This window comes from Actinomycetospora sp. NBC_00405, from assembly GCF_036044095.1.
In the GTDB taxonomy this organism is placed as follows: domain Bacteria; phylum Actinomycetota; class Actinomycetes; order Mycobacteriales; family Pseudonocardiaceae; genus Actinomycetospora; species Actinomycetospora callitridis.
The window spans coordinates 1,883,975-1,902,367 of sequence record NZ_CP107938.1; the positions used below are offsets into that span (position 1 = coordinate 1,883,975).

Below are 18,393 nucleotides of genomic sequence, written 5' to 3' on the forward strand. Positions count from 1 at the left end.
CCATGGCCACCTACGACCCCCGCACCGCCACCGGCATCCCCACAGAACCGGTCGGCTCGATGCCCCGGCCGCAGAAGCTCCAGGACGCCTACGCCGCCTACGACGAGGGGACGATCGACAAGTCGGCCCTCGAGACCGAGCAGGAGGCCGCGGTCCAGGACACCATCGACCGCTACGAAGCGACCGGCGCGCCGATCATCTCCGACGGCGAGCAGCGCTGGTCCTCGTTCGCCACGTACCCGATCACCGACACCCTCGCCGGCACCGGCCTGGCCCCCTCGCTCGGGCCCGGCGGGCAGTTCTTCGCGATCTTCGCCGACGGCCACGGCCGCCAGCTGCCGAAGCTGGTGAAGGGCCCGTTCGAGTACCAGAACTACGCCGCGGACTCGCTGAAGAAGTCGATCGGCAAGGCCAACGCGCCGATGAAGCAGGCGGTGATCGCGCCGTCGATGCTCGCGCTGCTCTATCCGCTCAAGGACCCGGTGGACGGCTACAGCCGCGAGGACTTCGAGGCCAAGCTCATCGACGAGTGCGAGAAGGACATCCGCGAGGCCTTCGCCGCCGGCGCGGCCCGCGTGTCGGTGGACTTCACCGAGGGCCGGCTCGCCACCCGTGAGGACCCGCGCAACCCCTGGACCGGGGCCGGACTGCTCCCGCACTTCATCGAGCTGAACAACCGCGTCATGGCGCGGTTCAGCGCCGAGGAGCGCAGGTCCATCGGCATCCACACCTGCCCCGGCGGCGACCGCGACTCCGTGCACTCCGCCGACGTGCCCTACAACAACCTGCTGCCCGAGATGTTCAAGATCAACGCCGGCTACTTCCTCATCCAGCTCGCGAGCGAGCGCGAGAAGGACCCGGTCTACGAGTCGATCGGCAAGAACCTGCGCACCGACGCCGACGGCGTGACGCAGATGGCCTACATCGGCGTGATCAACCCCGGCAACCCGCGGGTGGAGAGCGCCGACGAGGTCGCCGGCCGTCTCGTCCGGGCCGCGGACTTCATCCCCAAGGAGCAGCTCGGGTCCACCGACGACTGCGGGTTCTCGCCCTTCTCGATCGACGAGAAGCCGAACCACGGGTCGCCCGACTACGCCCGCGACGTCGCGTTCCAGAAGATCGCCAACCGCGTGGAGGGCACGCGGATGGCCGCTGAGAAGCTCGGGGTCTCCTGAGCCGTGACCCTGGAGTTCCGGGCCGGGCGTTCGGACCGCTCCCCGGGACGTGAGCTGCTCGCCGAGCTCAACGCCCTGCTCGACACCCAGTACCCCGGGCGCTCCGCGCGCCCGGGGTCGGTGACGACGCCGGAGGAGATGGCGCCGCCCCGCGGCCGCTTCCTCGTCGGGTACGACGACGGGGAGGCGGTCGCGATCGGCGGGGTGCGCCCGCTGGGGCCGGACGTCGCCGAGATCAAGCGGATGTACGTCGTCCCCGGGGCCCGGTCGCGCGGGGTGGGCCGGGCGCTGCTGGTGGCGCTGGAGGACGCGGCGCGGGAGCTCGGCTACGCCCGCGTGCGGCTCGACGCCGGCGCGGAGCAACGGCACAGCCGCGCGCTCTTCGCCGACGCCGGGTACCGCGCCGTCCCGGCGTACAACGGCAACCACATCGCGGTGTTCTTCGGCGAGAAGGAGCTCTGACGCTCCCCGTCAGTGCAGGCAGGTCCGCTCGGCGGTCCCGTAGGACCGGGTCGCGCCGAACCACTCCTGCGCGAGGGACAGGGGCCTGCCCAGCACGGGATCCGACGAGACGGGCGCGGCGGTGCGGGGCACCCCGTCCACCGTGTAGACCACCGTGGCGCCCGGATACTGGGCCGCGATCCGACGGGCACCCATGAGCACGATGTGCCCGGTCTCGTCGTCGGCGAGCTCGGCCTGCATCGCCCGGTCGTCGGTGCGCACGAAACGCACGTCGCCGCCGTCCAGCCAGCCGAAGACCCGGGCCGACTCGGGCACGAGCAGGGGGTTCCAGTGCCCCGGCTCGGTGCGCAGGTTCGAGAACATCGTGAACGCCGCAGTGGTCTTCAGACCGAGATAGGGACTCGCTCCGTTGAGGACCAGGGCCAGGAGTCCGACCACCAGCACCACGGGGCGCACGGCCAGGCCGGCGCGCGGGCGCGAAGCTCCCGGGAACCATGAACCACGCAGTCGCCACAGGACGACCGAGGTGAACGCCATCCAGCCCAGGCAGACGAGGATCGCGCCCCAGTTCCGCGCTCCTCCGGCGTACGGACCGAGGACGGGCACGAGGACCTCGTGACCGACGACGAAGGCGACGGCGCCCCCGACGACCACGGGCCACGGCCGCGCCGCCGTCGCGTCCACGGCCCGCCGCAGCCACCGGGGCAGGAGCGTGCGGGCGACGAGCGTGGCGCGGGCCAGGACCGCGGGCGGCAGGAACAGGGCGTAGAAGGCCCAGGCGAGCCCCGAGAACCACGAGTGCCCGGCGAGGGCCGAGAGGGCGTGGAACGGCAGCGCGACCAGGAGCGCGAACGGTCGCGTGCGATGGAACGTCAGGAGGATCGGCAGCGAGAGCTCGACGGCCAGCGTCCCGACGATGACGGCCGGGACCACGGCCGGCGGGACGGCGACGAGCGGGATCGACTCCAGGATCCACACTGCACAGGTCGACGCCGTGTCCATGAACCCGGCGTTGAGCTTCGCGAGGGCCGCGAGGAACCACATGAGGATGAAGCCGACCCGCAGGAAGGGCGCAATCCGGTCGTAGAGGGCCGCGGGGTCGAGCGCGACGTCCGACGACCGCGCCAGGAGCCCGAGCCACCACAGTCCGAGGGCGGTGCCGAGCACCCCCAGGAGTACCTGGTGGTTGACCGGATCGGGCAGCTGCCTGACGCACTCGGCGACCAGCGTCGCCATCAGCACCATCAGCCGGACCGGCGACGCCGGACGCACCAGGACCGCGAGGGAGGCGACCACCACCGGGATCGCGACCCACGGGGTGAACGTGCTGTTCCACTCGTGGACGATCGCCCCCACGGCGAGCGCGAAGGCGAAGACGGCGAAGGCCGAACGCCGGTGGGGCGGCACGCCGTGCTCGGACGGCCTCAGTCGAACGAGCGTCTCGTTGCGGCTCATCGCGGTGCTCTTCCCGGGTTCAGGGCCGTCGACGGACTACAGGGTTCCACCTGGCCGAACTCTGGAGCAGGTCGGGACCTCCGGCGCCGGAGGACACCCCTGCCGACGTATGGTGTGGATCACACCGAGGTGCGACGATCGTCGCGACCGAGAGATCGACATCGAGCACCGGGAGCGATGGATGGCGGATTCCGGTGCGGCCTCGGCGTGGCACCAGCGCGCCCTGGCCGAGATCACCCGGTGGCCGTGGCTGCAGAAGGTCAACGACCGCGCCACCGCCGTCGTCGACCCCGTCTACGACCGCTTCCGCAGCAACCCCGTCCTCGAGCTGATGCACGGCGGCCGCTGGCTCGGGCACTCGCTGCACCCCGCGCTCAGTGACCTCCCGATCGGGTTCTGGTCCGCCTCCGTGCTGCTCGACACGGCCGGGCAGGACGTGGCGCCCGGGGATCGCCGGCTCGACCCGTCGTCGACGCTCAGCGCCGCCGGGCTCGCCGCGGCCGCCGCCACCGCCGCCACCGGGTGGGTCGACTGGAGCGTCAGCGACGGGGAGGACCGCCGCGTCGGGCTGTTCCACGGGCTCCTCAACGTGGCGGGTGTCAGCCTGCAGGGCGCGTCGCTCGCCGCCCGGCTCTCCGGTCACCGGCCGACCGGCCGCGCCCTCGGCGCCGCGAGCCTCGGCGTCACCGTCGTGGCCGCCTACATCGGGGGCCACCTCGTCCAGGGCCGGGCCGTGATGGTCAACCGCGTGGCCACGACCACCGGACCGACCCGCTGGGTCCGGGCGGTCGCCGAGGAGGACCTGCCCACCGACGGCGTGACGGGCGTCGAGGTCGAGGGCCGGCACGTGCTCCTCGCCCGGCGCGACGGCGAGGTGCACGCGATCGACGACGTGTGCAGCCACGCCGGGGCGCTGTTGCACCGCGGCGAGACCGACGGCTGCACCGTCACCTGCCCGCTGCACTTCTCGGTGTTCGACCTCCGTGACGGACGCATCGTGCGCGGACCGGCCCACCACCCCCAGCCCGTCCTGCCCGCGCGCGTGCGCAAGGGCTGGATCGAGGTCCGCGGCTCCGCCCCGGCGCCGCGGTCCCGTCGTCCGGCCGAGTGAGTCCGACCCGCGAACCGAGAGGAACCACCACCATGGCCTGGGAAGCAGTGGCGGACGACGACCAGCTCGACGAGGGCGACATGATGGTCGTCCAGATGGGCGGGCAGCCCATCTGCGTCGTCCGGCTCTACGAGGACGAGGCGGTGGCCGTGCACAACACCTGCACCCACCAGCAGCAGCCGCTCAACGAGGGCTACCTGCAGGAGGACGACTCCCTCATCTGCCCGGCCCACAACTCACGCTTCGACCTGCACACGGGCATCCCCACCGGCGTCCCGGCCGTGGACCCGATCCCGACCTACGCGTGCAAGATCGAGGACGGGGCGATCTGGGTGGACTTCGAGCAGCAGACCAACGACGCGGCCATCCCGCACAAGCCGTACTACACGTGACCCTCTACCCGTGACCCCTCCACGGGACTACGGCGCCTCGAGGTCCGCGAGACCGGCGTAGGTGTCCCGCAGCTCGCGCTTGAGGATCTTGCCGCTGGGGTTCTTCGGCAGCTCGTCGACGAGCACGACGTACTTGGGCGCCTTGAACCCGGCGAGGCGTTCCCGCGCGTGGGCGACGATCTCGGTGCCGGTGGCGCTCGCCCCGTCGCGCAGCACCACCGCGGCGGCGACCGCCTCGATCCACTCGGGGTGCTTCACCCCGAAGACGGCGACCTCGCTGACGGCGGGGTGGGAGTAGATCGCGTCCTCGACCTCGCGGCTCGCGACGTTCTCCCCGCCGGTGATGATGATGTCCTTCTTGCGGTCGACGATCGTGAGGTAGCCGTCGGCGTCCATCACCCCGAGGTCGCCGCTGTGGAACCAGCCGTGGCGGAAGACCTCGGCCGTCGCGTCCGGCTTGCCCCAGTACCCGCGCATCACGTGCGGCGTGCGGTGCACGATCTCGCCGACCCGGCCCACCGGCACCGGCCGGTCGTCCTCGTCGTGCAGCCGGGTCTCCACGTTCAGGCTCGGGCGCCCCGCGGTGCCCGCCTTCGCGATCTGCTCCTCGGGGAACAGGACCGTGGCGTTGGGGGCGAGCTCGGTCTGGCCGTAGTAGTTGAAGAGGCGGACGCCGGGCAGACGCCGGCCCAGCTCCTCGAGGACGGCCACCGGCATGATCGCCGCGCCGTAGTAGCCCTTGCGCAGCGACGACAGGTCGTGCCGGTCGAACGACGGCGAGCGCAGCAGGCGGATCCAGACGGTCGGCGGGCAGAACATCTTCGTGATCCCCTCGGCCTCGACCGTGCGCAGGATCAGCTCCGGGTCGGCCGCGTCCACGATGACGCTGGTGGCGCCGAGGTAGACGTCGGGCGTGAGGAAGTCGTGCAGGGCCGCGCAGTGGTAGAGCGGCAGCGCGTGCAGCTCGACGTCGTCGCGGTGGTACTCGCCGTCGACGATGTCGCTGACGTACTGGGCGATGAGGTTGCGGTTGGTCATGATCGCGCCCTTGGGGGCCGACGTGGTGCCGCTGGTGTAGAGCAGCTGCACGGGGTCGTCGTCGCCGATCTCGACGTCCGGCGGGGTGGCGTCGCCGTGCTCCAGGAGCCGGTCGAACGACGTCCAGCCCGGCCGGTGCCCGATCACCACCCCCAGGGACAGGGCCACCTGGGCCGCCCCGAGCGTGTCGACCAGCGCGTCCTCGACGATCGCCGCCGTCGCTCCGCTGTCCTCCAGCACGTAGCGGACCTCGGGGGCGACGAAGTTGAAGTTCACCGGCACCGAGATCGCGCCCAGCCGCGCGACCGCGAAGTAGGCGACGACGAAGGCGTAGGAGTTGTGCGAGTAGATCGCCACGCGCTGGTTCCGCACGACCCCGCGCTCGGCGAGGGCGTTCGCGACGCGGTTGGCGTCGGCGTCGAGCTCGGCGAACGTCCGGCGGGTGTCGCGGTGCACCACCGCGAGCTTCGCCCCGTACTTCAGCGCGGTCCGCGCCAGCAGGGTGCCGATGGTCTGGCGCCGGGCGCGGGCGAGGTCCGCGGTCCAGGGCGGGAGGTACCGGTCGATGTCGTCCATCTGGTGCTCCTCGTCGACGTCCCCGGGGCCGGACCGCGCACACCGACCCTTCCAGATCAGAGCGCCGACGCGGGTCGACGGGCGTAGCGCACGCGCAGCGCGCGGCACACCACGGCGCCGCCGGCCCCGAGCAGGCCCAGCCCGCTCAGGACGAGCAGGTAGGCCGCGAGCCAGACGTGCTTGAACACCTCGAAGTACCCGTCCCCCAGCACCGCCGCCGCGACGAGGCCCAGCGCGGTGACCGCGGCGAGGCCGGCGGCCAGGCACCAGCGCGCGGCCGCGGGTTCCCGGCGCCGCCACAGGACCGAGGTGCCGGCCGCGGCGGCGGCGAGCAGCACCAGCGCCGTCGGGAGCCACGCCGGCCACGGGGTGTCGTCGAGGACCTCGCGGAGGGCCGGTCCGCGCGACCCGGACCAGCCGGCGTCGCCGCCGAGGCCGGTGGGCCGTGCGGGGTCGCCGGGGCCCGCGGCGAGGTAGGGCAGGTCCGCGCGGGTCGTGGCCTGCAGCCCGGCCCCGAGGCCCCGCAGCAGCGCGTCCGGGTGCCGGATCAGCGCCCCGTGGGCGGCGGCGCGGGTGGCGTCGGCGTCCTCGCCGATCGCCCGGACCCACCAGTCCGCGGTCGGGAGCGGCGGGCCGTTGAAGAACCCGTCGCCGGCGACGTCCGCGGCCTCGGGCGGCAGGCCGAGCGCGGCCGGGCCGTCGGGACCGAGCTCGGGCAGCGCGAGCGTGAACACCACGTCGTGGACGTTCGCCCCGCCGTAGACCTGGTCCTGGAACTGCACGGCGGCACCGACCGGCACGGCGACCGCGAGGACCGTGACCAGGGCGATCACGGGGCCGAGCCGCCGCCGGCGGCCCACGGTCACCACCGCGCACGCGACCACCGCGGCGACGAGGACCGGGAGGTAGCCCACCTTCGCGGTGGCGGCGACCGCGCCGCCGAGGGCGGTCAGGGTCAGCGCGACGGTGCGGGCCGCCCGCTGCTCGGGGCGCGTCACCAGCAGCGCGGCGACCCCGCACGCCACCGCGAGGGCGCCGAGCAGCCCGGCGGGCTCGCCGTAGGTGGAGACGAAGAACCGCGTGAACGCCGGGAGGGCCAGCGGGGCCACCGGGACGAGCAGCACCGCGGCGCGTCCGGGACCCGACGCCGAGGCCGCCCAGGCCGCCGACGCCACGACCAGCCCGACGAGCGCCGCGTACCACCAGGCCACGGTCGAGAGCGCCACCGAGCCGTCGCCTCCGAGCATCGCCGCCCGGAGCACGAGCGCGGCCGACGACGGCGTCGACATGCCGCACGTCGGGCTCGCCACCACGGCGAAGTCCGTGACGACGCCGCCCTTCCAGGCCGCGATCCGGTCCACGGTGCGCGGGACCATCCCGAGGCCGCAGAAGAGCCGGAAGCCGTCGCCGTTGTCCTCCACCCCGAAGGTCCGGCCCGTCGGGAGCCCGAGGGTCAGGACGACGAGCGACGCCGCGGCGACGCCCGCGCCGAGGCTGAGCGCGATCCGGCGCGTCCCGTGCCCCACGAGCCCGTCCCTCACGGCCCCGTGCCTCATGGCGCCGTGCGTCACGACGCCCCGACGAGGGGCCGGACCGTCGGCGGGTCCGGCGCGGCGTCCGGGGCCGTGCGGCGAGCGCACACCGCCCACAGGGCGAAGGGCACCGCCGCGGCGCCGAGGGTCAGGTCGAGCTCCCCGGCCGGTCCGCCCGCCAACCGCCGGGCCAGCGACAGCACCGAGGGGGCGAACAGCACCGCGGCACAGAACCAGCCCACGGCGCTCGGCGAGGACGGCCGGGCCAGTACGAGCGCGGTGAGCAGCAGCGCCGCCGCCGCCAGCCCGACGACGACGATCCCGATCGTCAGCCCGCGGTCCCCGGTGACCTTCGCCGCGACGTGCCAGGGCGAGAACCGCGCCGACCCGCCGAGCAGGAACGGGACGATCAGCAGCGCCCACACCGCGCTCGCCGTCGCGCCCACCAGCAGGGCCCGCCGCCACCCCGCGAGCACTCCGACCGCCGCGGCCACCACCATCACGACCAGGGCCAGGTGGGGGCGGGTGCAGGTCGCGATCCCCAGGGCCGTCCCCGCCGCGACGAGCGCGCCGGCCGACGCGCCCCGGGCGAGGGCGAGGGTCCACGCGGCCGCCGCGACCGCGGGCACCGCGCCGGTCACGAGGTCGTCGCCGACCACGAACTCCCGCACGACCTCCAGCCCGCCGAGGGCGACGCACGCCCACAGCAGGGTCGGCCCCACACGGCGCCACGACCCACCGTTGAGCAGCGGCAGCAGGAGCAGCAGCCCGGCGACGTTCTGCCACGCCGCGTCGCCGGTGAGCCACGCGAACGGGGCGGCCATGAGCAGCGCGCCGGGCAGCGGGGTGATCGGGTTGCCGAGGTAGGTCACCCCCTCGTAGGGGTAGCGGCCGCCGGCGAGCCGGGCCAGCGCGACGTCGAGGGCGTCGGACCGGTCGCTGCCCACCCCCATGTCGTGCCCGTAGGCCGCGGGGAAGCCGAGGACGAAGAGCGCGACGAGGACGGCGACGACGCCCGCCACGAGGCTCGGCAGCACCCACGCGGGGGCCCGGGACACGGCCCGCGTGGCGGCGGGCAGGACCGCGACGATCACCACGGCGCACGCGACGGCGTAGACCACGCCGCCGGGCACCCCGCCCAGGTTCGTCGCGGTGTGCCACGAGACCACGGCGAGGATCAGCGCCAGGCCCGCCGCCGCGGCCACGTCGCGTGACCGAACCGGGACCCCGACCTCCAGCATCGCTCCCTCACCGCCGCGGCACGCCCGTGCGGGCCTGCGGCACAGTAGCGGGCGGTCGGACCGTGTCCCGGGGACACGGTCCCCGGAGACGGACGGCCGCCGCGCTCAGGGGCCCGTCCAGCCCACCTCGATCGGTCGCGCGAGGTCGAGCGGGAACCCCGCGTCGGGTCTCGCGACGTCGGCCGCGGGCACGACCCACACCGCGCCGCGCGGACCCCACACCTGCACGAGGGCGGGGTCCTCCCACGCGTCCGCCGTCGTGCCGGCGATCCGCGCGTACAGCGACAGGACGGTCGAGGTGCTGCGCGGCCAGGCGGGCGGAGACGACCCCGGCGCGGGTGCTCAGGTGACCGTCTTCCCCGTCGTGTCGGCGCGTGCCTTGCTGGGCTGCACCCGCTTCGGCTCGCCGGGCATCTTGGGGTACTCCGGCGGGTAGGGCAGGTCCCCGAGGTCGTGGTCGCGCTGGTCGCGCTCGACCCACTCGAGCGCGGTCTCCAGGCCCCGCGGGTCGTCGTGCATCCCGGCGTGGGCGTCGCCGCGCTCGGCGAGCACGCCGGCGGCGGTGAGGACGTCGAAGTCGTCGGGGTCGACGTCGGCGAGGTCGTCCCAGCGCAGCGGCATGGACACCGTGGCCCGGGGGGTGCCGCGCACCGACCACGCCGAGGCGATCGTGCGGTCGCGGGCGGCCTGGTTGTAGTCGAGGAAGACGCGCTCGCCGCGCTCCTCCTTCCACCAGTCCACGGTGGCCTCGGTGGGGATGCGCCGGCACACCTCGCGGGCCAGGGCGATCACCGCGCGCCGGACGCCGACGAAGTCCCACTCGGGGCGCACCGGCACCATCACGTGGATGCCGCGCCCGCCCGAGGTCTTCGGGTGACCCTGCAGGCCGGCGTCGTCGAGCACCTCGCGCAGCACCCCGGCGACGCGCACCGCGTCGGCGAAGTCGGTGCCCGGCTGGGGGTCGAGGTCGATGCGCAGCTCGTCGGGCTCGTCGACCCGGCCGCGGCGCACGGGCCACGGGTGGAAGTCGAAGGTGCCGAGGTTGGCCGCCCACACGGGCGCGGCGGTGACCGTCGGGCAGATCTCCTCGGCGGGCCGCCCGCTGGGGAAGCGCACCTCCACCGTCTCGAGCCACGGCGGGGCGCCCTTGGGCACGCGCTTCTGGTAGAAGAACTCGCCGGTCACGCCGTCGACGAAGCGCTTCAGGTGGGTGGGCCGCTCGTAGAGCACGGCGAGCAGGGGCTCGCGGACCGCGACGTAGTGCTCCACGACCTGGCGCTTGGTGATGCCCCGGTCCGGGAAGTAGATCTTGTCGGGGTTGCTGACGCGCACGGCGATGCCGTCGACGTCGATCTCCTCCGCCGGGGACTTCGCCACCCGCGAGAGGCTAGCCACATGCGGGAGGGGGAACTACTCCCCGCCGGTCACGCCGCTCTCGTCGGCGGTGCGCAGCCGGTCGGCCAGCACCTGCAGCTCCCCGCGCAGCCGGATGAGGTCCTCGATCGGGAGCCCCGTCTCGGCCTGCACGCGCCGCTGGACGGCCATCACCGGCTCGCGGAGGGCCTGGCCGTCGGGGGTGCAGGAGACCTCGACGGTGCGCTCGTCCTCGGGGCGGCGGCGGCGCACGACACGCCCGCGCTCCTCGAGGCGCTGCAGCAGCGGCGAGAGCGTGCCACTGTCGAGGTGCAGCTCGCGGCAGAGCCTCCCCATCGTCACCGGCCCGTGCTCCCAGAGCACCAGCAGGACGACGTACTGGCTGTAGGTCAGACCGAGTGGTGCGAGGCCCTTGCGGTAGGACGCCGAGATCGCACGCGAGGCGTCGTGCAACGCGAAGCACAGCTGCGCGTCGAGCGTCGTGCACGCCGAGGTGTCCGTGGTCATGCCTGACAGGGTAGGCCTGATCGGCCCGGTCGGGGGGTACCGTGGCCAGGTGAGCCTGTCCGAAGGTCCCTCCGGAGATCGTTTCCGGGGTCGCGGCGCCGGTGAGACGGCCGGTCCGCCCGGCCGGTTCGCCGACGATCTGATCGGACTGGACCCCGACGATCCCGAGGCGCGCGCCTTTGCTGCGCACCTCGACCGCATGGAGAAGGCCAGCCCGTCGACCTTCACCGTCGAGGGCCAGCTGGCCGGGGTGCGCGACTTCGCCGAGTCGGCCAACCGGGCGGACGGCGCCCGCCGACTGGCCGCCGTGGTCCTGGTCACCCTCGTCCTGCTGGGCACCGGGTACGTCATCTTCGAGGCGCTCGAGGTCGTCCTCAGCACGTAGTCCTGACGCTCTCCTGACTCGGCGGCGCGAGCTCCCACGAGCGCCTAGCCTGGACGCATGAGCAGTGACGCATCGATCGGTACCCCCAAGGTCAGCAAGTCGGACGCCGAGTGGCGCGAGCAGCTCAGCCCGGAGGAGTACGCGGTGCTGCGCCAGGCCGGTACCGAGCGGCCCTTCACCGGCGAGTACGACGAGGTCTTCACCGAGGGCGTCTACTCGTGCCGGGCCTGCGGGGCCGAGCTCTTCCGCTCCGAGACCAAGTTCGCCTCCCACTGCGGGTGGCCGTCGTTCTACGCCCCCTCGGCGGACGACAACGTGATCCTGCGCGAGGACCGCGCGATGGGCATGACCCGCGTCGAGGTCCTGTGCGCGACCTGCCACTCGCACCTGGGCCACGTGTTCAGCGGCGAGGGCTACGGCACCCCCACCGACCAGCGCTACTGCATGAACTCGGTGAGCCTGCGCCTCGAGCCCCTCGAGTCGACGAGCTGAGTCGGTCCGGGTCGAAGGCCCGACCCGATCGGTCGGCGGGCACGTTACGGTCGTCTTCCGATGTCCGTCCCCACCTTGACCCGTCGAGAGCGTCTGACCACGCGTGACCGCCCCCGCCGGGTGCTGCGGGCCCTCGCCCGCCACCTGGCCCCGATCCAGCCCCGCCGTCTGCTCGTCAGCGCCGGCCGCCTGCTCACTCCGCGGCACCTCGCCGGCCTGAGGACCGCGCTCGGCGCCCTCGAGCAGGGCAGCTGGATGCGGGAGCTCGAGGTCCACGTCCCCAACCGCGGCGACCGGTTCGACGTGTTCGCCGAGATCGTCGGGCGCCTGCGCTCCGCGCGGCCGCTCTACCTGGAGTTCGGCGTCCACGAGGGCCGCACGCTGCAGTGGTGGAGCGAGCACGTCGACGCGCCCGGGGCCCGCTTCGTCGGGTTCGACAGCTTCGACGGTCTCCCCCACGACTGGCACGCCGACGCCCCGGCCGGGAGCTTCGCCACCGGCCGCGTGCCCGAGATCCCCGACCCGCGGGTCGAGGTCGTGGCGGGCTGGTTCTCCGAGACCCTCCCGGGACGCGAGCTGCCCCCGCACGACGAGCTGGTGGTCAACGTCGACTGCGACCTCTACTCGAGCAGCCGCGAGGTGCTCGACTGGCTGGAGGCCCACCTGCGCCCCGGCACGTTGGTCTACTTCGACGACCTGTTCGACCACGACGCCGAGCTGCGGGCGGTGTGGGAGTGGGTGGACGAGCACGAGGACGCCGTTCGGCCGCTGTCGATGGCACGGTGGGGACAGCACCTCCTGCTGGAGTACCGCTGACGGCTGGTCCGACCGGACCAGGCGACGCCCCCGGAACGAGGCATTCCGCCTTGTCGCCGGTGGCTGACACCACCCGCGCAACGGTGTGCCCGCTTCCGGCGATTAGCGTCGGGAGACGGCCCACCGCCTCCGCGTCCAGGAGAGGACCATTGCCGTCGATGACCCGCCCCGTTCGTCCGGGCTCCTCGCCCGACCACCCGCGCCGGCCGCATCCCCTCTCGGCGCGGTTGCCACGCTTCGACGAGACGGTCCAGTACGACGTCATCCGCGACAGCCTGATGCCCGAGGAGCACATCGACGGCGTCTACGCCAGTGAGAGCGCCGGCATCGCGCTGTGCGGGGTCACCAACCGCCGCGTCATCCTGCTCGACACCGCGTTCCCCGGCGGCCGCGCGGCGCTCATCACGGCGCCGTACAGCCGCATCACGACCGTGGCGTACGTGTCGAACGAGGACGAGAACATCTTCTCGCGCACGGTCGCGATCCAGATCGGCCGGACCTTCTACGAGGTGACCTGCCGGGGCGAGCAGCAGGCCGCCGAGATCCACGACCTCATCACCTGGCACCTCATCGAGTGAGGGCCGGGATGCCGGCCCCGCCGGTCACCCCCGCGAACTCCTCGACACCGATCGCGGCGATGCCGCGGTCGCGCGCCGCGCGGGCCACGTCGCCGAGCAGGGCGGGCCAGGTGCACACCACGGCGTCCACATCGCGCCCGACGAGCTCACCGACGCGGGCGGCGACCCGCTTGCACGGGTCGATCGTCGGATCGAGCAGGTGGCGGTCGACCAGGTGGACGTCGACGACGCCGGGCGCGTGCTCGGCGAGGAGGCGCCGTGCGGCGTGGACGTGCGCGGCCGCCACATGGAGGAAGCCCACCGTCGCCACGTGGAGAATATGACACGTTGCGGTGCGTGAGGACAGAGCGTGATCGCCGTGCGGCATCCCCGACGAGTCGGACGGCCTTCCTGATCAGGGACGATCAGGGCTCGTCGTCAGGGGAGGGACGTCACCAACTGCTCCGGGGAGACCCGCGGACCGGTGAAGAACGGGACCTCCTCGCGCACGTGACGCCGGGCCTCGGTGGCCCGCAGGTCGCGCATGAGGTCGACGATGCGGTCGAGCTGGTCGGACTCGAACGCGAGGATCCACTCGTAGTCACCGAGGGCGAACGCGGGCACGGTGTTCGCGCGGACGTCGGCGTAGCCGCGGGCGGCCTTGCCGTGGTCGGCGAGCATCTGGCGACGCTCCTCGTCGGGGAGCAGGTACCAGTCCAGCGAGCGGACGAACGGGTAGAGGCAGAGGTAGCCCTTGGGCTCCTCCCCCGCGATGAACGCCGGGAGGTGGCTCTTGTTGAACTCCGCCGGGCGGTGCAGCGCCGTCGACGACCAGACCGGGGTCGACGCGCGGCCCAGCGCGGTGCGCCGCAGCGCGGAGTAGGCGGCCTGCAGCGACTCGATCTCGGGCGCGTGCGTCCAGACCATCCAGTCGGCGTCGGCGCGCATGCCCGCGAGGTCGTAGACGCCGCGCACGGCGACGCCCTTGCCCTCCTGCTGCTCGAGCACGCCCGCGAGCTCCTCGCCGAGGGCCGCGCGGTCCTCGGGCAGGCGCGCCGGGTCGGTGCGGAACACCGACCACATGGCGTACCGGACGGTCGAGTTCAGCTCGTCGTAGTTCAGCCGTGCCACGCCCTCCATCGTGCCACCCCCTACAGCGACTCCTCCGCGCTGGAGACGCCGGGCACACGGTCTTCGCGGAACGCCTCGACGAAGCGGCGGTGGTCCTCGCGCACGACGGCGGCGTAGTCGCGGCCGAAGGCGACGAGGTCGGCGACGAACGCGTCGTCCTCCCCGCCCACGACGGCGAGGACCGCGTCCTCGACCTGGCCCTCCACGAGCCCCTGCTCGGCGTCGGTGTCCGACACGCAGTGCGCCCGCGCGGTCGCGTGGCCGAGGTGGTGCAGGACGTCGCGCAGCTCGCGGGGCTCGGTGAGGTCGTCCCAGTCGAGGTCGTCCTCGTAGGGCGAGAGCTCGGCGACGACGTAGCCGACCCCGCCCAGCACGGTCCAGCCGAGCAGGCGGTCGGCGTGGGCCTGCAGGGCCCGGCGGGACAGCGCCGTCCGGTGCCCGTGGTGCCGGAACCAGGACGCGACCTCGCCGTCGTCGACCACCCGGCTCGGCGCCGCCCGCACCGCCTGCTTCATCGACAGCACCACGTCGTAGTCGAGCGCCTCGTTCGGCCCCTCGATGAGCACGTTGTAGGCCGGGAGCCCGGCGCTGCCGATCCCGAAGCCGCTGCGCCCGACGACGTCGTGGACGACGTAGGCCGTGTCCGCCCACCGCTTGGCGGGCGGGATGGTCTCCAGGTAGTCGGCGTAGGCGGCGAGGACCTCGTCGCGCTCGCCGTCGTCGAGACGCCGCACGCCCGGACCGTCGCGGAAGATCCGGTCCTCGCCCTCGATCTCGGTGATCGCGTCCAGCAGGCCGCGGCGGCTGCTCTCCCGCGCGTGCTGCAGCGCCGCGTGGATCGGACCGTCGGTGTTGCGGCGCGTCAGCGCGAACTCGCGCTCCCCCGAGCCGCCGGAGAAGGAGCGCACCGCCTCCAGGTAGGCCCGCAGGTAGGCGGTGTTCAGCGCGTCGATGTCGGCGTCGGAGAACGCCTTGGACCAGCCCAGGAGCGCGACGCTGGCCACGAGTCGACGCAGGTCCCAGGTCCAGGGCGCGACGTAGGCCTCGTCGAAGTCGTTGACGTCAAACACCAGCACGCCGTCGCCGTCGAGGTAGGTGCCGAAGTTCTCGGCGTGCAGGTCGCCCTGGATCCAGACGCGGCGGGTGCGCTCGTCGACCCACCGGTCCTCGAGCCGGGCGACGTCGGCGTAGTAGAGGCAGGCGCTGCCCCGGTAGAAGGCGAACGGCTCGGCCGCCATCTTGCGGAACTTGTTGCGGAACGCCGCCGGCGAAGCCGCCATGAGGTCGGAGAACGCCTCCGCGAGCGTGTCGACGATGAAGGTCGTCCGCTCCTCGTCGTCGAGGGTGCCGTCGTCCCGGGCCCCGAGGGCACCGGCGAGATCGTCCATGGGCGCAGTGTGGCCCGGATGACCTGCTCGGGGGCGAGCTACCCGCGGGCGACCTACCCGCGGGCGACCGTGGCGGCCAGGTGCGCCGCGACCCGCCGGGCCGCGGCGTCGGCGGTGGCGAGGCACGCCGGCACCCCGACGCCGTGCAGGGCCGCACCGGCGATCGCGAGCCCCGGCAGCCCGGCGACGCCGTCCTCGAGCGTCGCGACCCGCTCGACGTGCCCGACGCCGTACTGGGGCAGGCCGCCCGGCCAGCGCACCACCGCGGACTCGACCGGCACCTCCTCGATGCCGGTGAGCGCACCGAGGTCGCTGCGGGCGGCGCTCACCAGGTCGTCGTCGTCGCGGCGCAGCGCGGACGTCGAGGCCGCGTCGCCGTGCCGTCCGATCGAGAGGCGCAGCACGGAGGTGTCGTCGGGGTCGTCAGCGGGTGCCAGGTGGGGCCACTTCTGCGCGCTGAAGGTGGCGGCCTTGATCGTCCAGGGCAGGCCGTCGGGCCGCCGCTCCCCCGCCCCGACGAGGACCCCGGAGCGCCCGGCGAGCGGGGCCGCGGCCGCCGCGGGCAGGGCGAGCAGCACGAGCGCCGACGACCCGACCTCGATCTCGCCGGCGGCCCGGGCGGCGGCCGGGGCGTGGTCGGCGAGCAGGCGCCGCACGGCCGGGGCCGGGACGGCGAGCACCACGGCGTCGGCCTCGATGGGGGGCCCGTCCTCGCCGAGCTCGGCGCGCCAGCCCGTCGCGGTCCGGGCCAGCGCCGTGACCGTCCGCCCCAGGCGCAGCTCGGCACGGGCGGCGAGGGCGAGGGTGGCGGGGAGGTCGGCGAGGCCGCCGCGGAGGGTGCCGAAGACCGGGAGGGGCGGCGCGCCCTCGACCGGGGGCGCGGGCAGGCACGAGCGCGCGGCAGCGAGTAGCGAGCGGGGGTCGGCGTCGAGCGCGGCGGCCAGCGCCGGCACCGTCGCGCGCACCCCGAGCGCGTCGGCGCGTCCCGCGTAGACGCCGCCGAGCAGCGGGTCGACGAGACGGTCGGCCACCTCGTCCCCGAGCCGCGCCCGCACGAGCTCGCCGACGGCGACGTCGCCGCCCGGCTCCCACGCGCCGGGACGGTCGGCGCGCAGCGCCGCGAGCCCCTCGGGCGACAGCGCGCCGGCGGCGACCTCCGGGTCCCCGGGCACGCCCATGACCGTGCGCGGCGGGAGCCCGACGGTGCGGCCACCGACGCGCAGCGCGGACGCCGCGGGCCCCGGGTGCACGAGCTGATCGTCGAGGCCCAGCTCGACGATCCGCGCCGCCGCTTCGGGACGCCGCGCCAGGAAGGCCTCGGCGCCCGCGTCGACACGACGGCCGCCGATCTCCAGGGCCGTGAGCTTGCCGCCCAGCGAGCGCGCGGCCTCGACGACGACGATGTCCGCCTCGGCGCCGAGGAGGGTGCGCAGACGGTGCGCCGCGGCCAGGCCCGAGACCCCGCCGCCGACGACGAGGACGCGGCTCACGGCTCGTGTGTGGCTGGCACGGGTGTCTCGTGCACCAGGTCGACGACCCGCGCGAGCACGTCCGGATCGGTCTCGGGGAGCACCCCGTGGCCGAGGTTGAACACGTGGCCCTCGGCGGTGGCGCCCTCGGCGAGGATGCGGCGCACCTCGCGGTCGACGACGTCCTGCCCGGCGAACAGCAGGGCCGGGTCGAGGTTGCCCTGCAGCGCCCGGCCCGGCCCCACGCGGGCGGCGGCGACGTCCAACGGCAGCCGCCAGTCGACCCCGACGACGTCGGCGCCGGCCTCGCCCATGGCGCCCAGCAGCTCGCCGGTGCCGACACCGAAGTGGATGCGCGGCAGGCCCGTGTCGGCCAGCCCCTGCAGCACGCGGGTGGAGTGCGGGAGCACCAGCTCGCGGTAGTCGCGCTCCGAGAGCGCGCCGGCCCAGGAGTCGAAGAGCTGCACGGCGTCGACACCCGCGTCGACCTGGGCGCGCAGGAACGTCAGCGTCGTGTCGGCGAGGCTGGAGCACAGCGCGTGCCAGGTGTCCGGCTCAGCGTGCATCAGCGCCTTGGTGCGCTCGTGGTTGCGGCTCGGGCCGCCCTCCACGAGATAGGACGCGAGGGTGAAGGGCGCGCCCGCGAAGCCGATGAGCGGGGTGTCGCCGAGCTCGCGGACGAGCAGCCGCACCGCGTCGGCCACCGGCGCGACGCCCTCGGCGTCCAGGGCCGGCAGGGCGGCGACGTCGGCACCCGTGCGCACCGGCTGCTCCAGGACCGGCCCGGTGCCCGCGACGATGTCCACCCCGACCCCGGCGGCCTTGAGCGGCACGACGATGTCGGAGAAGAGGATCGCGGCGTCGACGCCGTAGCGGCGCACGGGCTGCAGCGTGATCTCGCACGCGAGATCGGGGGTCAGGCAGGCCTCGAGCATCCCGGTGCCCTTGCGGAGCTCGCGGTACTCGGGCAGCGAGCGGCCCGCCTGGCGCATGAACCACACGGGGCGCCGCGACGGGCGCCCGCGACGGGTGGCCGCGAGGAACGGGGCGTCGGGCAGGTGGCGTCGCGCCGCTCCGCCCTTCGTGCCGCCTGCGGTGGCCGTGCCCGCGATCCCGCTGCTCATAGTGTCCTCATCGTCCCACGCCCACGGCGCCCTCCGCCGTCGGGAGCGAGGGCCGCCCCGGCTGCGTCGGAGGCAGCGAGGGACGCCCTCGCTGCCGCGCCGGTGGGACGAGCGGGTCGGGTGGTGGACGAGGGACGCACGGGACCCCTCGGCGTGGGAGGTGCCGGA

General features: G+C 74.2%; 20 protein-coding genes. 8 read left to right on the forward strand and 12 right to left on the reverse strand.

Annotation, left to right across the window (positions count from 1 at the left end):
- Positions 1 to 2: 2 nt before the first annotated feature.
- Positions 3 to 1,175, forward strand: a complete 1,173-nt coding sequence (locus OG774_RS09305) for a 5-methyltetrahydropteroyltriglutamate--homocysteine methyltransferase (RefSeq protein ID WP_328308782.1) — start codon at positions 3 to 5, stop codon at positions 1,173 to 1,175.
- 3 nt (positions 1,176 to 1,178) lie between these two features.
- On the forward strand, positions 1,179 to 1,637 hold the full coding sequence (locus OG774_RS09310; protein WP_328308784.1) for a GNAT family N-acetyltransferase: 459 nt from the start codon (positions 1,179 to 1,181) through the stop codon (positions 1,635 to 1,637).
- A 9-nt stretch (positions 1,638 to 1,646) separates the two neighbouring features.
- On the opposite strand, the gene OG774_RS09315 is transcribed toward OG774_RS09310, so the two are convergent.
- Complete coding sequence (locus OG774_RS09315; protein ID WP_328308786.1) at positions 1,647 to 3,092, reverse strand: HTTM domain-containing protein; 1,446 nt, start codon at positions 3,090 to 3,092, stop codon at positions 1,647 to 1,649.
- Positions 3,093 to 3,273: 181 nt separating this feature from the next.
- On the opposite strand from OG774_RS09315, the gene OG774_RS09320 reads away from it, so the two are divergent.
- Positions 3,274 to 4,203: a non-heme iron oxygenase ferredoxin subunit gene (locus OG774_RS09320; RefSeq protein ID WP_328308788.1), complete on the forward strand. Its 930-nt coding sequence runs from the start codon at positions 3,274 to 3,276 to the stop codon at positions 4,201 to 4,203.
- A gap of 32 nt (positions 4,204 to 4,235) precedes the next feature.
- Positions 4,236 to 4,595, forward strand: a complete 360-nt coding sequence (locus tag OG774_RS09325) for a Rieske (2Fe-2S) protein (RefSeq protein WP_274193639.1) — start codon at positions 4,236 to 4,238, stop codon at positions 4,593 to 4,595.
- A 27-nt stretch (positions 4,596 to 4,622) separates the two neighbouring features.
- On the opposite strand, the gene OG774_RS09330 is transcribed toward OG774_RS09325, so the two are convergent.
- The 6 genes from OG774_RS09330 to OG774_RS09355 all read right to left on the reverse strand — a co-directional run bounded on the left by OG774_RS09330 (position 4,623) and on the right by OG774_RS09355 (position 10,863).
- The gene (locus OG774_RS09330; RefSeq protein ID WP_328308792.1) at positions 4,623 to 6,209 is read right to left on the reverse strand and encodes a fatty acyl-CoA synthetase; all 1,587 of its coding nucleotides are present in this window, start codon (positions 6,207 to 6,209) and stop codon (positions 4,623 to 4,625) included.
- A gap of 56 nt (positions 6,210 to 6,265) precedes the next feature.
- Complete coding sequence (gene wsfD / locus OG774_RS09335; RefSeq protein ID WP_328308794.1) at positions 6,266 to 7,735, reverse strand: glycan biosynthesis hexose transferase WsfD; 1,470 nt, start codon at positions 7,733 to 7,735, stop codon at positions 6,266 to 6,268.
- 41 nt (positions 7,736 to 7,776) lie between these two features.
- Entirely contained in the window at positions 7,777 to 8,946 is a 1,170-nt protein-coding gene (locus OG774_RS09340) for a hypothetical protein (protein ID WP_328308796.1), read from the reverse strand.
- Positions 8,947 to 9,087: 141 nt separating this feature from the next.
- On the reverse strand, positions 9,088 to 9,210 hold the full coding sequence (locus OG774_RS09345) for a hypothetical protein (RefSeq protein WP_328308798.1): 123 nt from the start codon (positions 9,208 to 9,210) through the stop codon (positions 9,088 to 9,090).
- Between the two features lie 114 nt (positions 9,211 to 9,324).
- Positions 9,325 to 10,359 carry a non-homologous end-joining DNA ligase gene (gene ligD / locus OG774_RS09350; protein ID WP_328308800.1) on the reverse strand — a complete coding sequence of 345 codons (1,035 nt, stop codon included), beginning with the start codon at positions 10,357 to 10,359 and terminating at the stop codon, positions 9,325 to 9,327.
- 33 nt (positions 10,360 to 10,392) lie between these two features.
- Positions 10,393 to 10,863 (reverse strand): MarR family winged helix-turn-helix transcriptional regulator, encoded by a 471-nt coding sequence (locus tag OG774_RS09355; protein ID WP_274193634.1) that lies wholly within the window; start codon positions 10,861 to 10,863, stop codon positions 10,393 to 10,395.
- Positions 10,864 to 10,912: 49 nt separating this feature from the next.
- On the opposite strand from OG774_RS09355, the gene OG774_RS09360 reads away from it, so the two are divergent.
- From OG774_RS09360 to OG774_RS09375, 4 genes are all read left to right on the forward strand, one after another.
- Positions 10,913 to 11,248 (forward strand): hypothetical protein, encoded by a 336-nt coding sequence (locus tag OG774_RS09360; RefSeq protein WP_328308803.1) that lies wholly within the window; start codon positions 10,913 to 10,915, stop codon positions 11,246 to 11,248.
- Positions 11,249 to 11,305: 57 nt separating this feature from the next.
- Entirely contained in the window at positions 11,306 to 11,740 is a 435-nt protein-coding gene (gene msrB, locus OG774_RS09365; protein WP_328308805.1) for a peptide-methionine (R)-S-oxide reductase MsrB, read from the forward strand.
- Positions 11,741 to 11,800: 60 nt separating this feature from the next.
- The gene (locus OG774_RS09370) at positions 11,801 to 12,556 is read left to right on the forward strand and encodes a class I SAM-dependent methyltransferase (protein ID WP_328308807.1); all 756 of its coding nucleotides are present in this window, start codon (positions 11,801 to 11,803) and stop codon (positions 12,554 to 12,556) included.
- Between the two features lie 158 nt (positions 12,557 to 12,714).
- Complete coding sequence (locus OG774_RS09375; RefSeq protein ID WP_328308809.1) at positions 12,715 to 13,134, forward strand: PH domain-containing protein; 420 nt, start codon at positions 12,715 to 12,717, stop codon at positions 13,132 to 13,134.
- On the opposite strand, the gene OG774_RS09380 is transcribed toward OG774_RS09375, so the two are convergent.
- From OG774_RS09380 to hemE, 5 genes are all read right to left on the reverse strand, one after another.
- The gene (locus OG774_RS09380; protein WP_328308811.1) at positions 13,124 to 13,444 is read right to left on the reverse strand and encodes a hypothetical protein; all 321 of its coding nucleotides are present in this window, start codon (positions 13,442 to 13,444) and stop codon (positions 13,124 to 13,126) included. The genes OG774_RS09375 and OG774_RS09380 overlap by 11 nt on opposite strands.
- A 107-nt stretch (positions 13,445 to 13,551) precedes the next feature.
- The gene (hemQ, locus tag OG774_RS09385; RefSeq protein ID WP_274189292.1) at positions 13,552 to 14,244 is read right to left on the reverse strand and encodes a hydrogen peroxide-dependent heme synthase; all 693 of its coding nucleotides are present in this window, start codon (positions 14,242 to 14,244) and stop codon (positions 13,552 to 13,554) included.
- Between the two features lie 20 nt (positions 14,245 to 14,264).
- Positions 14,265 to 15,632, reverse strand: a complete 1,368-nt coding sequence (locus OG774_RS09390; RefSeq protein ID WP_328308816.1) for a DUF2252 domain-containing protein — start codon at positions 15,630 to 15,632, stop codon at positions 14,265 to 14,267.
- A gap of 53 nt (positions 15,633 to 15,685) precedes the next feature.
- Positions 15,686 to 17,122: a protoporphyrinogen oxidase gene (hemG, locus tag OG774_RS09395; RefSeq protein ID WP_328308818.1), complete on the reverse strand. Its 1,437-nt coding sequence runs from the start codon at positions 17,120 to 17,122 to the stop codon at positions 15,686 to 15,688.
- Positions 17,119 to 18,225, reverse strand: coding sequence for a uroporphyrinogen decarboxylase (gene hemE, locus OG774_RS09400; RefSeq protein WP_328308820.1), 1,107 nt, complete (start codon positions 18,223 to 18,225; stop codon positions 17,119 to 17,121). The genes hemG and hemE overlap by 4 nt, the downstream gene beginning before the upstream one ends.
- Positions 18,226 to 18,393 lie beyond the last annotated feature (168 nt).